The sequence below is a fragment of the Pseudomonas sp. PDM28 genome, assembly GCF_019219115.1.
GTDB lineage: Bacteria > Pseudomonadota > Gammaproteobacteria > Pseudomonadales > Pseudomonadaceae > Aquipseudomonas > Aquipseudomonas laurylsulfatiphila.
In genome coordinates this window covers 450,931-464,840 of the sequence record NZ_JAHUWG010000004.1, presented here as the reverse complement: position 1 = coordinate 464,840, position 13,910 = coordinate 450,931, and the positions used below count along the sequence as shown (strand labels likewise).

Sequence of the window (13,910 nt, the reverse complement as noted above, 5' to 3'; positions counted from 1 at the left end):
AGCCGCCACACCCCCAAGGATAGACGGCAATTGCAAGGACTCAGCTCAATATGGAGATGGTCCCAAGGTATTTCAAGGCGCGCGGCAGATTGTCGCAATCCAGACTGTCCAGCCAATGCAGGTCAGTCCAACTGCGCAGCCAGGTGAACTGGCGTTTCGCCAATTGGCGCGTGGCAATGATTCCACGCTCCTGCATCTCGGCTGACGTCAGCTTGCCATCCAGGTAGTCCCAGACTTGGCGGTAGCCTACTGCACGTATAGACGGCATCCCGGCATGCAGGTCACCTCTATTACGCAGGGCTACGACCTCGTCAATGAATCCCTGTTCCAACATTAAAGTGAATCTTTGTTTAATTCGCTCGTGCAGTACCTGGCGATTTGCCGGGGCAATAGCCAAGTTCGCGACAGTATAGGGCAATTGTTGCTGTCCCGAAGCGGCTGCTTCGGTACTTTGCGCAGATTGTTGCAAGCGTAGCGCAGTCATGCTCTGACCGCTTACCCGATAAACTTCCAGTGCTCGACTCAGACGCTGTGGATCGTTCGGATGAATACGCGCGGCAGAAACCGGGTCGATCATTGCCAACTGGTCGTGCAGGGCTTGCCAGCCAAGGCGTGCAGCCTCTTCCTCGATCTGTGCGCGCACTTGCGGGTCGGCGGCCGGCATTTCCGCCAGGCCTTCAACCAAAGCCTTGTAATAGAGCATCGTGCCGCCTACCAGCAGCGGAATTTTTCCGCGCGCGGTGATCTCGGCCATGGCTTGCAGGGCGTCACGGCGGAAATCCGCAGCCGAATAGCTCTCGGCCGGGTCGAGAATATCGATCAGACGGTGCGGATATTGCGCCAGCAGCTCTTTGGAAGGCTTGGCGGTGCCGATGTCCATGCCACGGTAGACCAGTGCCGAATCGACGCTGATCAACTCGCAAGGCAGGACTTTGGTGAGTTCGATGGCCAGGTCGGTCTTGCCGGCGGCGGTCGGGCCCATCAGGAAAATCGCAGGTGGGAGCTGGCTCATCAACGACCGCGCAAGAACAGTTTGTCCAGATCGTCCAGGCCCAGTTGGGTCCAGGTCGGTCGGCCATGGTTGCATTGACCGCTGCGCTCGGTGTTTTCCATGTCACGCAGCAGGGCATTCATTTCCGGCAGGGCCAGACGCCGGTTCGCCCGAACCGCACCGTGGCAGGCCATGGTCCCGAGCAATTCGTTCAGGTGCGCCTGAATGCGGTCGCTGGTGCCGAATTCCATCAGGTCAGCCAGAACGTCCGCGACCAGCCGGTTGGCTTCGGCCTGTTTGAGCAGTGCCGGGATCTGTCGGATGGCCAGGGTTTCCGGGCCCAGGCACTGCAACTCAAAGCCCAGGCGCTGGAACCAGGCGACATGTTCCTCGGCGCAATCGGCTTCACGCTGACTAACGGCCAGGGACTCCGGCACCAGCAACGGCTGCCCACTCAGGCCCTCGCTGGCCATCGCCACCTTCAGACGCTCATACATGATCCGCTCGTGCGCGGCGTGCATGTCCACCAGCACCAGGCCCTGGGCGTTTTCCGAAAGGATGTAGATGCCCTTGAGTTGTGCCAGCGCATAACCCAGCGGCGGGATGTCGTCCTGCCCGGCCGGTAGCGCAACGGCATTGGCCTCGGGCAGCGGCGCAAAAAACTCGCGATAGGCGGCCTGCGCTTCGGCGACAGGCACACCGGACTGTGGACGTGGCGTGTATTGATACTGATAACCCGCGCCAGCACCGGAACCCGCCGGCGCATTGAACGACGGCTGGGCCTGAGGCTGTTCCAGCAGCGCATTGGCGGCCAGGCGCATTTCGCCCTGGGGCCCGAATTCACCGGCCTCGAGACCGGTAGGCCGGACGACGGCCGTAGCAACGGGTGCCGCCAGATGATCATCGGGGCGCACATCACCCAAGGCACGGTGCAAGGTGCCGTAGAGAAAATCGTGGACCATGCGCCCTTCGCGGAAGCGCACTTCGTGTTTGGTCGGGTGCACGTTGACGTCGACGCCGGTCGGATCGACCTCGAAAAACAGTACGAAAGTCGGGTGACGACCATTGAACAGCACGTCGCGATAGGCCTGGCGCACCGCGTGGGCCACCAGCTTGTCGCGCACGGCTCGGCCATTGACGAAGAAATACTGCAAATCGGCCTGGCTGCGGTTGAAGGTCGGCAGGCCGACCCAGCCCCATAGATGCAGGCCGTTGCGCTCGATTTCGATCGGCAGGGCCTGTTCCAGGAAGCCCGGACCGCAAATCGCCGCCACGCGCCGGGCACGGGCCGCATCATCATGGGCCTCGTGCAGGCTGAGGATGGTCTTGCCGTTATGGCGCAGATGGAACGCCACATCGAAGCGCGCCAGAGCCAGACGCCGGATCACTTCCTGCAGATGATCGAATTCGGTTTTTTCGGTTTTGAGAAACTTGCGTCGCGCCGGCGTGTTGAAAAACAGGTCGCGCACTTCAACCGAGGTGCCCACCGGATGCGCCGCAGGCTGCACGCGGGGCGCCATGTCACGGCCTTCGGTCTCGACCTGCCAGGCCTGATCGGCGTCGCGGGTGCGGGAGGTCAGGGTCAGGCGCGCGACGGAGCTGATCGATGCCAGGGCCTCACCGCGAAAGCCCAGGCTCATGACCTGCTCGAGGTCTTCCAGGTTGCGAATCTTGCTGGTGGCGTGACGGGCCAGCGCCAGCGGCAGGTCATCGGCGGAAATGCCGCTACCGTCGTCGCGCACCCGCAGCAATTTGACGCCGCCCTGCTCCACATCGACGTCGATGCGCCTGGCACCGGAGTCGAGGCTGTTTTCCAGCAGCTCCTTGATCACCGAAGCCGGGCGTTCGACCACCTCACCGGCGGCAATCTGGTTCGCCAGTCGCGGGCTGAGCAGCTCGATGCGAGCGCCGCTGTTCACGACCTGATTCATTCTTTGGCCGCCAGTTCAGTGCCCGGAATGGTCAGGTGCTGACCGACCTTGAGCTCATCGCTCGACAGGTTGTTGGCACTGCGCAGGGCCGCGGGCGACACCTGATAACGCACGGCGATCATCGCCAGGGTCTCGCCCGGGTTGACGCGGTGGTCACGCGGCCCCTGCACGATCTTGCCGGAGTCGCGCAGCCAGGCAATGTAAGTGCCCGGCGGCGGGTTCTGCTGGAAGAACTGGCGCACGCCGCTGCTGATCGAACGCGCCAGTGCCTGCTGGTGGCTCGACGCGGCAAGCTTCGAGGCTTCGTTGGCGTTGGAGATGAACCCGGTTTCCACCAGGATCGACGGAATATCCGGCGACTTCAGCACCATGAACCCGGCCTGCTCGACCCGCTGCTTGTGCAGAGGCGTGACCCGGCCAATGTTGCTCAGCACCTTCTGGCCAACGTTCAGGCTGGAGGTCAGGGATGCCGTCATCGACAGGTCGAGCAGCACGCCGGCGAGCATGCGGTCCTTGTCATCGAGGCTGACGTTGCCGGCACCACCGATCAGGTCGGAACGGTTTTCGCTGTCGGCCAGCCAGCGGGCGGTCTCGGAAGTCGCGCCGCGATCGGACAGGGCAAATACCGAAGCACCGAAAGCGGCGGCAGAAGGCGCGGCGTCGGCGTGGATCGAGACGAACAGGTCGGCGCCTTTCTTGCGGGCGATTTCGGTACGGCCGCGCAACGGAATGAAGTAGTCGCCGGTACGGGTCAGTTCGGCGCGGAAACCTTTCATGCCGTTGACCTGCCGTTGCGTTTCGCGAGCAATCTGCAGCACCACGTCCTTCTCGCGCTGGCCTCGGGAGCCGGAAGCCCCCGGATCTTCGCCACCGTGACCGGCGTCGATCACCACTACGATGTCGCGTTTGCCAGCCGGGGCTGGCGGCAATTTGATAGCAGGTTCCGTCGGCGTGACCGGCACGGCGGGCATCGTGGCAACCGACGGTGTCGGCGCTGGAGGAGGCGCGGCATCCGCGGCGTTATCGAACAGATCGACCACCAACCGGTTGCCGTACTGGGCGTTCGGCGCCAGGGAGAAGCTTTTTGGCGTCACCGCCTTTTTCAGGTCGATGACCACCCGCAGGTCGGTCGGCGTGCGTTGGGCCGAACGCATGGCGGTAATCGGGGTGTTCGACGTGTTGACGTTGAGCGGCGCACCGAGGGTCGCGCCATTGATGTCGATAACCAGGCGATCCGGCGCGGTCAGGGTAAAGACGCTGTGTTGCACCGGGCCGGTCAGGTCAAACACCAGACGTGTGTTGTCCGGTGCCCGCCACAGACGAACACTGTTGACCTTCGAATCGGCCACAGCGTCGACGGTCACCGCCAGAAACAACACCCCTACGGCAGCAACCAACGCGCGAAAGCGCATACCTAACCCCATCATTTATTTGGATTCCAATGCCAAAGCGGCACACCAGGCCTCGCCACGCGAGCCCTGGGATAAAATTTTCAGCGAACGCCCGCTGTCTTGCGGGCTAATGGTAATGGTCAGGTCCGGCTTTGGCAAAAAGCCTGCACCTTTGTCGGGCCATTCGATCAGACACAGGGCATCGTCTTCGAAATAGTCGCGGATACCGAGGAACTCCAGCTCCTCCGGATCGACCAGACGGTACAAATCGAAATGGAAGGCGCGAATGTCGCCAATCTCGTAGGGCTCAACCAGAGTGAAGGTCGGACTTTTTACCGCCCCGACATGCCCCAAGCCACGGATGATGCCCCTGGACAAGGTGGTTTTGCCCATCCCCAGGTTGCCCTCAAGGAAGATCAGGCCATGGCCTTGGGTGATTCGGGCAATGCGTGCGCCAAAGTCGCTCATGGCCTGCTCATCGGCCAGGTACAGGGTTACTTCAGACACGGTGCTTGCTCCTCTAACAACTGACGAATGACTGGAATCAGATCACTGGCCGCCAGCCCACGGCCGAATTTTCCTTGTTGCTCGCCGGCATTGGCGTGCAGCCAGACCGCCAGGCAGGCCGCGTCGAAGGGTTCCATGCCCTGGGCCAGCAATGCGCCGAGCAAACCGGCCAATACATCGCCCAGACCGGCAGTAGCCATCGCCGGGTGGCCCTGATGACAGACGGCCAGCCGCCCGTCGGGACAGGTAACCAGGCTCCCGGCCCCCTTGAGCACCACGACCGCCGAGTATTTCTTGCTCAATGCATGGGCCGCGGCCGGTCGGTCGGCTTGAACCTGCGCCGTACTCATTCCGAGCAAACGCGCCGCTTCGCCCGGATGCGGGGTGATCACGCAATCCCTGGGCAAACTCACATGCCCCTCGGCCAGCAGGTTCAGCGCATCGGCGTCCCAGACTTGCGGCAACGCTGCGTTAGCAGCGGCCGACAACAAACTGCGCCCCCAACCCGCCTGCCCCAGCCCCGGACCGACCACCAACACGGAAACCTTTTGCAGCAAATCCATCAGCTGATTGGCCGAGGAAGTTCCCAGCACCATCGCCTCGGGGATCCGCGCCAGTGCGGCCGCGACATGTTCGCTGCGGGTCGCCACCGACACCATGCCCGCCCCGCTGCGTAGCGCACTTTGCGCGCTCAGCAGAATCGCACCACCCAACCCGCGGTCGCCGCCAATCAGCAACACATGGCCGAACCTGCCTTTGTGGGAAGCCGGTGCCCGCGCCGCTGGACGCGGCAGGTTAGCCGCAGTCAGGCGACGGGCGGTGAAAGCAGCGCCTTCTATCAACCGGGGGTCTGCGTGCAAGTCGTTGAACAGCAGTTCGCCGACCACATCCGCCGCCTCGCCGGTGAATAACCCCAATTTCAAGCCGATGAAGGTCACTGTCAGGTCGGCCTGCACCGCCAGGCCGAGGATGCGACCAGTATCGGCGCACAGTCCTGAAGGAATATCCACCGCCGCAACCGGCAGCCCGCTCACATTGATCGCGGTGATCGCACCGACATAAGGCTCACGCACCTCGCCGCTCAGGCCGGTGCCGAGCAAAGCATCCAGGACGATGCCGCGCAATCCGGATTGTGCCTTCCAGGGTTCGATGAGCACTTTTTCAGACACCGCCTCGGCATGGGCCAAGGCCGCGTCCCCCTGCAGGCGCTGCGGATCTCCGACGGCCAACACCCGGACGGCCCATCCTGCACGCTGGGCCAACACGGCCACCAGATACCCGTCCCCGGCGTTGTTGCCATGGCCGGTGAGTACCGTCAGTTCGTTCGCTGTCGGCCATTGCCGCACCAGCGCCCGCCACGTCGCCCGCGCCGCGCGCTGCATCAATTCGAAGCCCGGTGTGCCGGCGGCGATCAGGCTCGCGTCGAGTGCTCGCACTTGCGCGGCACTGTACAGCGCGTCGGGTAATTCATCTTTAGTGTGCGGCATGCGTCTTCGGGCTCCGATGTCTGGCAGAATTATACGCACCTCAGCTCCGGTTTCTCTCGCCTCATGCCTGCTATTACCACAGACCTGCCTGCCCTCGCCCAATCCATCAAGGACTGGGGCCGCGAGCTAGGCTTTCAGCAAGTCGGCATCAGCGGCCTCGACCTGGGCGAGCACGAGCAACACCTGGAGCGCTGGCTCGCCGCCGGCTACCACGGCGAGATGGACTACATGGGCGCCCATGGCAGCAAACGCTCACACCCGGAGGAGCTGGTGCCCGGCACTTTGCGCGTGGTTTCGCTGCGCATGGACTACCTGGCGGGCGACACCCACATGGCGAAAATGCTCGTCCAACCGGAAAAAGCCTACGTCTCGCGTTATGCCCTGGGTCGCGATTACCACAAATTGATCCGCAAGCGCGTGCAACAACTGGCAGACAAGATTCAGGCAGAAATCGGCCCGTTTGGGTTCCGTGCCTTTGTCGACAGTGCACCGGTGCTGGAAAAAGCCATCGCCGAACAGGCCGGCCTGGGCTGGATTGGCAAAAACACCCTAGTGTTGAATCGCAAGGCAGGCAGTTATTTCTTCCTCGCCGAGCTGTTCGTTGACTTGCCGCTGCCGGTAGACCCGCCCCACGCCACCGAACACTGCGGTCGGTGCAGTGCCTGCCTCGACATCTGTCCAACCAATGCTTTCGTCGGCCCTTATGTGCTGGATGCCCGGCGCTGCATTTCCTACCTGACCATCGAACTCAAAGGCGCGATCCCGCAAGACCTGCGGCCGCTGATCGGCAATCGGGTGTTCGGTTGCGATGATTGCCAGATTGTCTGCCCCTGGAATCGCTTCGCCCGCCCGTCCGGTGAAAGCGACTTCAAGCCGCGGCACAACCTGGACAACGCCGAACTGGCGGAGCTGTTCATGTGGGATGAGGAGAAATTCCTGAGCAGTACCGAAGGCTCGCCGCTGCGTCGGACCGGTTACGAAAACTGGTTGCGCAACCTGGCGGTAGGTCTGGGCAATGCGCCTTCGACGATTCCGGTGCTGGAGGCGCTGAAGGCGCGGCGCGAGCATCCGTCAGAACTGGTTCGCGAACACGTCGAGTGGGCCTTGAAGCAACACGGCCTCGTGTAGGGGGATCGCGGCGTCAGGCCTCGTCGTTGTAGACGAACTTGGGCATTTCCCAATGAAAACGGATCGCCAGCAAGCGCAACAGGAAACCGCCGAACAGGGTGATCAGAATCGCTTGTTCCCCTGGCAAGTTCAGGTACAGACAGAGCATGTAGCACCACGCTGCCGCAAACGAGACGCTGGCATACAGCTCACGCCGGAAGATCAGCGGAATGTCGTTGCAGAAAATGTCCCGCAGGATGCCGCCAAATACTCCGGTGATTACGCCGCTGACCGACGCGACCAACATGCCATGGCCCATTTCCAGAGCGGTGATGCAGCCGATCAGGGTGAAGGCCACCAGTCCCATGGCATCGAGCACCAGAAACAGTGAACGCAAATGCCGCATCCAGCGTGCCGTGAACACGGTAATCATCGCCGCAGCCGTGGTCAGCACCAGGTATTCCGGGTGTTTGACCCACGTCAGCGGGTAATGCCCAAGCAGCACATCGCGCACCGAACCGCCCCCCAGCGCCGTGACGCAAGCGATCAGCACCACGCCAAACCAGTCCATGCCACGACGCCCGGCAGACAGGGCGCCGGTCATGGCTTCGGCGGTGATGGCGATCAGGTAGAGCATCAGCAACATGGTGGCGGTCCTTGCGAAAAGGCGCGCAGTCTACTGACTTCGCCGAAGCACCAAAAGAGGGCGCCGCTACTTGTAGGAGCCGGCTTGCCGGCGATGGCGTCCTCAAGGACCTCTTCGCTGGCAAGCCAGCTCCTACATGTCGGGTTTCAAGCTCAGGCCTTGATGAAGTGCTTGCGGTAGTGCTGCAACTCGGCGATGGATTCGCGGATGTCGTCCAGCGCCAGGTGGGTGCTGCCCTTCTTGAAGCTGTCACGCACGTCCGGTGCCCAGCGCGCCGCCAGCTCTTTGAGCGTGGACACGTCGAGGTTGCGGTAGTGGAAATAGCTTTCCAGGGATTTCATGTGGGTATAAAGGAAGCGACGGTCCTGGCAGATGCTGTTGCCGCAGATCGGCGATTTGCCCTTCGGCACCCACTTCTCGAGGAAGGCGATGGTTTCGGCTTCGGCTTCGGCCATGCTGATACGGCTGTCACGAACCCGCTGGGTCAGCCCGGAACCGCCATGCTGGCGGGTGTTCCACTCGTCCATGCCGGCGAGGATTTCGTCGCTGTGGTGGATGGCGATCACCGGGCCTTCGGCCAGGGTGTTCAGGTCACTGTCGGTGACGATGGTGGCCATTTCGATGATGACGTCGGTATCAGGGTTCAGACCGGTCATTTCCAGGTCGATCCAGATCAGGTTCTGCGGATTTTGCATGTTCGGCTCCTAAGCAATGCTGCGCAGTTTAGCCTAGGCCGGTGGCCGGGCGTGCTAAACTCGCGGCCGTTTTACCTAATCGCTGCATTCTTTATACGGAACACCCATGGCCAAACGCCAACTCAATCGCCGCCAAAACTGGCGCATCGAAAAGATTCAGGGCGAACGCGCTGCCCGCGCCGCCAAACGCGAGTCCTCAGCTGTCGAGGCACTTGAGGGCGGCGATCTGGGCCCGGAACAGCACGGTCTGGTGATCGCGCACTTCGGTGTGCAGGTCGAGGTCGAGGCCCGCGACGGCGAACTGGCCGGCCAGGTGTTCCGTTGCCACCTGCGCGCCAACCTGCCGGCGCTGGTGACCGGTGATCAGGTCGTGTGGCGCGCCGGCAACCAGGGCATCGGTGTGATCGTGGCGCAACTGCCGCGCAACACCGAGCTGTGCCGCCCGGACAGCCGTGGTCAGCTCAAGCCGGTGGCGGCCAACGTCGACATGATCGTCATCGTGTTTGCACCGCTACCCGAGCCCCACGCCAACCTGATCGATCGCTACCTGGTGGCGGCCGAACATGCGGGCATCAAGCCGCTGCTGCTGTTGAACAAATTCGACCTGATCGACGAAAACAACGCCCCCGCGCTGAATGCCTTGCTCGCCGTATACCGCACCCTCGGTTACCCGGTGCTGGAAGTGTCGGCGCATCACGGTAACGGTATGGAGCAGTTGCAGACGCAACTGGACGGACGCATCAGCGTGTTCGTCGGCCAGTCCGGTGTCGGCAAGTCGTCGCTGGTCAACAGCCTGCTGCCGGACGTCGAGACCCGCGTCGGCCCGCTGTCCGAGCTGTCCGGCCAGGGTACCCACACCACCACCACCGCGCGGTTGTTCCACTTCCCCGGCGGCGGTGAGTTGATCGACTCCCCGGGTATCCGCGAATTCGGCCTGGGACACGTCAGCCGTGCCGACGTCGAAGCCGGCTTCATCGAGTTCAACGACTTGCTGGGTACCTGCCGCTTCCGCGACTGCAAGCATGACCGCGAACCCGGTTGCGCCCTGCTCAAGGCCCTTGAAGATGGCCGCGTGCAGCAGCAACGGATGAACAGCTACCGCTCGATCATCGCCAGCCTGCCGGAAAACGGCTACTAAACAGACGTGCCGATCGCCCGGCTTTACGCGGGGTGGTCGGCGGCTGGATCTTCCCCCACTTAAACATCAGACCTTTCTGTAAGACGTGCGCACGCTCGCTTGTAGGGCATTTCTCTTTCCGCGCCGACCTCTTGTAGCCGCCCTGTAATCGCCTAGTTTCAAACCCTCTTCGCACTCCAGCGACACCGAGGGACACCCATGCAAACCTACCATCTGTTCATCAGCCACTCGTGGAACTACTCCGACGCCCACGACAATCTCGTGCGCCTGCTCAACGCCAAGCCCGGCTTCACCTACAAGAATTTTTCGGTGCCACCGGACAACCCGATTGTCGGCGCGAAAACCGACAAACAACTTGAGGAGGCCATCGAAAACAAGATCCGTCCGTGTTCGGCGGTATTGATCATGGCCGGGATGTATTCCACCTACAGCAAGTGGATCAACAAGGAAATCGAGATCGCCAAGCGCATGGGCAAGGTGATCATTGCGATCAAGCCGTTCGGTGCCGAGCGGATTTCCACGGTAGTACGTGAGGCGGCACATGCCGAGTGTGCCTGGAACACCAACAGCATCATCAGCGCCATTCGCCAGCATACGGCGGTGTAACCATGCGCAAGGGACTGTTTATCGGCATCAACGACTACACCCACGTTTCGCGCCTGAGCGGTTGCAGCAATGACGCCATGGCCATGGCTTCCGTGCTCAAGACCGACGCCAATGGCGATCCGAACTTCAAGAACATCGTGCTGACCTCCGCCGAGGACTACCTGAGCCGGGAAAAGCTCGAAGACCAGATTCGCGAACTGTTTTCCGGGGACTGCAATGTCGCGCTGCTGTATTTCGCCGGCCACGGCAGCTTCGACACCGACACCGACGAAGGCATGTTGATCCCCCAGGATTACAAGAGCGCCAAGGACGGGATTCGCCTCAGCGACATTCTCAACTGGGCGAGCAAGGCCACGAAGATCAAAAACAAAGTGATCATCCTCGATTGCTGTCAGAGCGGCTCGGCCGGCGAACTGCGCGCCTTGCGCAGCGAGGGCAGTGTGGTCGGCGAAGGCATGACCATCCTGACCGCCTGTAAAAAGGAAGAGCCGGCGATGGAGGGCACGCAACACGGCGTGTTCACCGGACTATTGCTCCAGGCCCTGCACGGCGGAGCAGCGAACATCCTGGGCAAGATTACACCCGGCAGCCTCTATTCGTTTGTCGACAACGCCCTCGATGCCTGGGAACAGCGCCCGGTGTTCAAGACCAACGTCTCGCAGTTCATTTCCCTGCGCGAAGTGTCGCCGCTGATCCCCAAGGAGATCCTGCGCAAACTCCCCGAATGGTTTGCCGAAGCGGAGTCGGTGTACCCCCTCGCCCCCAGCTTTGAGCCCACCGAGCCCGAATTCAACCCGGAGCACGGCGACGTCTTCGCTCAGTTGCAAAAGTGCAACCGCCACAGCCTCATCGAACCGGTGGACGCCGAACACATGTACTACGCCGCCATCCACTCCACCGGCTGCCGCCTCACCGCTCTCGGCGCCTATTACCGCGAACTCGCGATCAAGGGACATTTCTGATGCCAGTGTTTATCAGCTACCGCCACATGGACCGCGCCCATGCGGTCAAAATCAACGGGCGCCTGATCCAGGCCAACATCAAGACCTACCTCGATGTGCTGGATGCCGAATCCCAAACCACCGACGACATCACCGGGGTGATCACCCGCAACATCAGCGAATGCACGCACCTGCTGGCAGTGGTCTCGGAGAAAACCGCGCTGTCCTGGTGGGTGCCGTTCGAAATCGGCGAGGCGACCATCACCAACCGACGCATCTGCTCGTTCAAGACCGGCCCGACCGAGCTACCGCTGTACCTGGACAAATGGCCGAAGCTGACCAGCGAACGGGACATCGAGTTCTTTATCGATGCCTATCGCAACGAAGCGACGCTCAAGCGCTCGATGTCGCTGGAATCGGTGACCGGCAGCGAGTCGGTGCGCAGCGTGAACAAGTCCAATGCGGATCGCTTTCACGCCGAGCTCAAGTCCCGAATCATCCGCGGCTTCTGAGCCACCTTGCTCCCCGATCCGTCCTCTTGACCGGTCGGGGTTTCTCTCACCCCATCATCTGTAGGAGCCAGCTTGCTGGCGATGGACTCCAGTACGCCGAGTGGATTCAGACAGCACGCGTTATCGTTGACGACCATCGCCAGCAAGCTGGCTCCTACAGGGGATCATGCCCTTGGCGGCCTCCAAATCAGTGAAAGCCGCACAAAAAAGCCGACATCGCTGTCGGCTTTTTTGTCGGTCATGTTGACCAATCAATCGACACCCGAGGGAATCGATTCACTATTGCCAATTCAGTTAGCCAGGTAAGACTCAAACTCAACCATCGGTTGAATCATCTGCAGGAAGCTTGGTCGCCTGTTTCGCAAGATTTTTCTCTTCGGATTTCACGCGACGTTCAAGCTTTCTTATGTCCTCTTCAGCGGGCAACTCCTCGGGCTTGATGCCGCGCTGTTCCAACATATCTCGGACGCTCAAATTATTCTGGACATGCTCCTTGGCAATGGCCGGCTCGCCTTGCAAATCCACCTGTAGCACGTTGTGATTAGTTATTTAATTAGCCAGGTTTTTGGCAGCAATAGTCAGCGTCGGTAAAAAATCAGCCAATGGACGACTCTTAACGATGCCATACCTGTCCTTCATCGCCTGTGTTGTCTTGCCGCCGAACAATGCGGCATCTCCTCGGGAGCGAATTCGGGCAAATCCTTCATCATCTACACCACGTTCGTAGATGTTCTGCGATAGTTCCTTCTCCGACTCACGCAAACGATCTCGAGCGTCGAAGCGGGCCTGTAAGCGCATTCGGTCTTCGATCAACTCCTGCTTGCGCGTTTGCAATGCGAAGTAGCTCTGAGCGAAAGCAATCGATTGTTTACGCGGATCACCATTTTGGGCAATCAAGTAGCAGGCATAACGCGTGAGCATGAAGTCTTCGACAGGGCGCTTACCACCTTTGCCTACCTCGATCATTTTCGTGACGTCACGAAAATGATCGGAAGCCTCAACTCCTGTCGCTTCACAGGAGGCTATGGCACGCCTGATGGCGGTCAAAAAATTATCCCAGCGTGCGTAACCCAAGGGGGCCTGCAACTCACGAGCGAACCAGAATTCGATGCCTTCATCAGGCACGCGATGTACCAGCGCGTCGAAACGCTGCTGCAGCAGTGGTAGTGATTGATTGTCCATGGCAATTCCGGAGCAGTCAGAGGGCGTCGATCTCGAAAGCTTTTCGACAGTAAATATCTGTCCGATAGTGATGGGCAGATTTCCGACCGAATAGCCTCAAATGTGTGACAAAAAAAGCCGCGAACATTGCGGCTTTCCTATTTTCAGCGTGCGGTCTTTTCCAGCTTCCAGCCCAGCGCATCCAGCGCGTCACAGCCCTCCTGTATCAGTATGTGTGCAGCACTGGCGAAATGTTCCAAATCGTGACCTTCAGCATCTTTCACGCACAAGCAGGTGACACTGTTGAGCAGGTTGCGTGCGGCCTTGATTCGGTGGGTGGCGGTTTCAAGAAGATCGGAAGCTCGAGCTTCAGTGTTGATGTACAGCGTGGTCCCGACGCTGAAGTTGCTTTGGAGCGGGTGGAATTGGGGCATGGTTTGAATTCCGTCTGAAAGATGAAACTCCCACCCTTTTCGCGGCTAATCGAATGGGGTGGCAGCTGTACGCGGGTTAGCCGACCGGTCAGAGGAACCCGGCACACCCGAAAGTGTCCCACGCACAGCCACCATAGACATATAGATGTCAGGCAGCAAAAAGCGCCGCGATTATACGGGCGCTTGTGCATTCCTCTCAAACGACCGGCTAAGGTCGATCACCGATTCGTCGGCGACAAGCGAACTGTACCGAGGCCCCAAGCGAAGTAAAACCCGGTTTAGGGGTCTCAGACCCGTCCTACACGATTTTCGGACCAAGCCTCATTCCTTGAGTTTTCTCGCAATGCAGCGGATTTGAATTCA

The 13,910-nt window shown here is 60.7% G+C and carries 15 protein-coding genes; 5 read left to right on the top strand and 10 right to left on the bottom strand.

Annotated elements, in window-relative coordinates; all coding sequences use genetic code 11:
• Window positions 1-40: 40 nt before the first annotated feature.
• The 5 genes from miaA to KW841_RS11405 are packed head-to-tail and all read right to left on the bottom strand — an operon-like array spanning window position 41 to window position 6,307.
• On the bottom strand, window positions 41-1,012 hold the full coding sequence (miaA, locus tag KW841_RS11425) for a tRNA (adenosine(37)-N6)-dimethylallyltransferase MiaA (RefSeq protein WP_218476022.1): 972 nt from the start codon (window positions 1,010-1,012) through the stop codon (window positions 41-43).
• Entirely contained in the window at window positions 1,012-2,922 is a 1,911-nt protein-coding gene (gene mutL / locus KW841_RS11420; protein ID WP_256357777.1) for a DNA mismatch repair endonuclease MutL, read from the bottom strand. Before mutL ends, miaA begins: the two co-directional genes overlap by 1 nt.
• The gene (locus tag KW841_RS11415) at window positions 2,919-4,349 is read right to left on the bottom strand and encodes an N-acetylmuramoyl-L-alanine amidase (RefSeq protein ID WP_371319504.1); all 1,431 of its coding nucleotides are present in this window, start codon (window positions 4,347-4,349) and stop codon (window positions 2,919-2,921) included. Before KW841_RS11415 ends, mutL begins: the two co-directional genes overlap by 4 nt.
• Window positions 4,350-4,820: a tRNA (adenosine(37)-N6)-threonylcarbamoyltransferase complex ATPase subunit type 1 TsaE gene (gene tsaE / locus KW841_RS11410; RefSeq protein ID WP_007973252.1), complete on the bottom strand. Its 471-nt coding sequence runs from the start codon at window positions 4,818-4,820 to the stop codon at window positions 4,350-4,352. It lies immediately after the preceding gene.
• Window positions 4,808-6,307: an NAD(P)H-hydrate dehydratase gene (locus KW841_RS11405; RefSeq protein WP_218476020.1), complete on the bottom strand. Its 1,500-nt coding sequence runs from the start codon at window positions 6,305-6,307 to the stop codon at window positions 4,808-4,810. Before KW841_RS11405 ends, tsaE begins: the two co-directional genes overlap by 13 nt.
• 63 nt (window positions 6,308-6,370) lie before the next feature.
• Between KW841_RS11405 and queG the strand changes: the two genes are divergently transcribed.
• Entirely contained in the window at window positions 6,371-7,435 is a 1,065-nt protein-coding gene (queG, locus tag KW841_RS11400; RefSeq protein ID WP_218476018.1) for a tRNA epoxyqueuosine(34) reductase QueG, read from the top strand.
• Between the two features lie 13 nt (window positions 7,436-7,448).
• Here the strand turns inward: queG and KW841_RS11395 are convergent, their stop codons facing one another.
• Window positions 7,449-8,060 carry a trimeric intracellular cation channel family protein gene (locus KW841_RS11395; protein WP_007973246.1) on the bottom strand — a complete coding sequence of 204 codons (612 nt, stop codon included), beginning with the start codon at window positions 8,058-8,060 and terminating at the stop codon, window positions 7,449-7,451.
• 152 nt (window positions 8,061-8,212) lie between these two features.
• Window positions 8,213-8,755 (bottom strand): oligoribonuclease, encoded by a 543-nt coding sequence (orn, locus tag KW841_RS11390; RefSeq protein ID WP_007983969.1) that lies wholly within the window; start codon window positions 8,753-8,755, stop codon window positions 8,213-8,215.
• Between the two features lie 106 nt (window positions 8,756-8,861).
• On the opposite strand from orn, the gene rsgA reads away from it, so the two are divergent.
• The 4 genes from rsgA to KW841_RS11370 all read left to right on the top strand — a co-directional run bounded on the left by rsgA (window position 8,862) and on the right by KW841_RS11370 (window position 11,952).
• The gene (rsgA, locus tag KW841_RS11385; protein ID WP_007978809.1) at window positions 8,862-9,893 is read left to right on the top strand and encodes a small ribosomal subunit biogenesis GTPase RsgA; all 1,032 of its coding nucleotides are present in this window, start codon (window positions 8,862-8,864) and stop codon (window positions 9,891-9,893) included.
• Between the two features lie 198 nt (window positions 9,894-10,091).
• Window positions 10,092-10,499, top strand: coding sequence for a TIR domain-containing protein (locus tag KW841_RS11380; protein WP_007978807.1), 408 nt, complete (start codon window positions 10,092-10,094; stop codon window positions 10,497-10,499).
• Window positions 10,500-10,501: 2 nt separating this feature from the next.
• On the top strand, window positions 10,502-11,461 hold the full coding sequence (locus KW841_RS11375; protein ID WP_218476016.1) for a caspase family protein: 960 nt from the start codon (window positions 10,502-10,504) through the stop codon (window positions 11,459-11,461).
• Window positions 11,461-11,952 (top strand): toll/interleukin-1 receptor domain-containing protein, encoded by a 492-nt coding sequence (locus tag KW841_RS11370; protein ID WP_218476014.1) that lies wholly within the window; start codon window positions 11,461-11,463, stop codon window positions 11,950-11,952. Before KW841_RS11375 ends, KW841_RS11370 begins: the two co-directional genes overlap by 1 nt.
• A gap of 315 nt (window positions 11,953-12,267) precedes the next feature.
• Here KW841_RS11370 and KW841_RS29675 read toward each other — a convergent pair whose 3' ends face one another.
• The 3 genes from KW841_RS29675 to KW841_RS11360 all read right to left on the bottom strand — a co-directional run bounded on the left by KW841_RS29675 (window position 12,268) and on the right by KW841_RS11360 (window position 13,547).
• Window positions 12,268-12,477, bottom strand: a complete 210-nt coding sequence (locus KW841_RS29675; protein ID WP_256357776.1) for a hypothetical protein — start codon at window positions 12,475-12,477, stop codon at window positions 12,268-12,270.
• Between the two features lie 24 nt (window positions 12,478-12,501).
• Window positions 12,502-13,134, bottom strand: a complete 633-nt coding sequence (gene dinD, locus KW841_RS11365; protein ID WP_256357775.1) for a DNA damage-inducible protein D — start codon at window positions 13,132-13,134, stop codon at window positions 12,502-12,504.
• 143 nt (window positions 13,135-13,277) lie between these two features.
• Window positions 13,278-13,547: a hypothetical protein gene (locus tag KW841_RS11360; protein WP_218476012.1), complete on the bottom strand. Its 270-nt coding sequence runs from the start codon at window positions 13,545-13,547 to the stop codon at window positions 13,278-13,280.
• Between the last annotated feature and the right edge of the window lie 363 nt (window positions 13,548-13,910).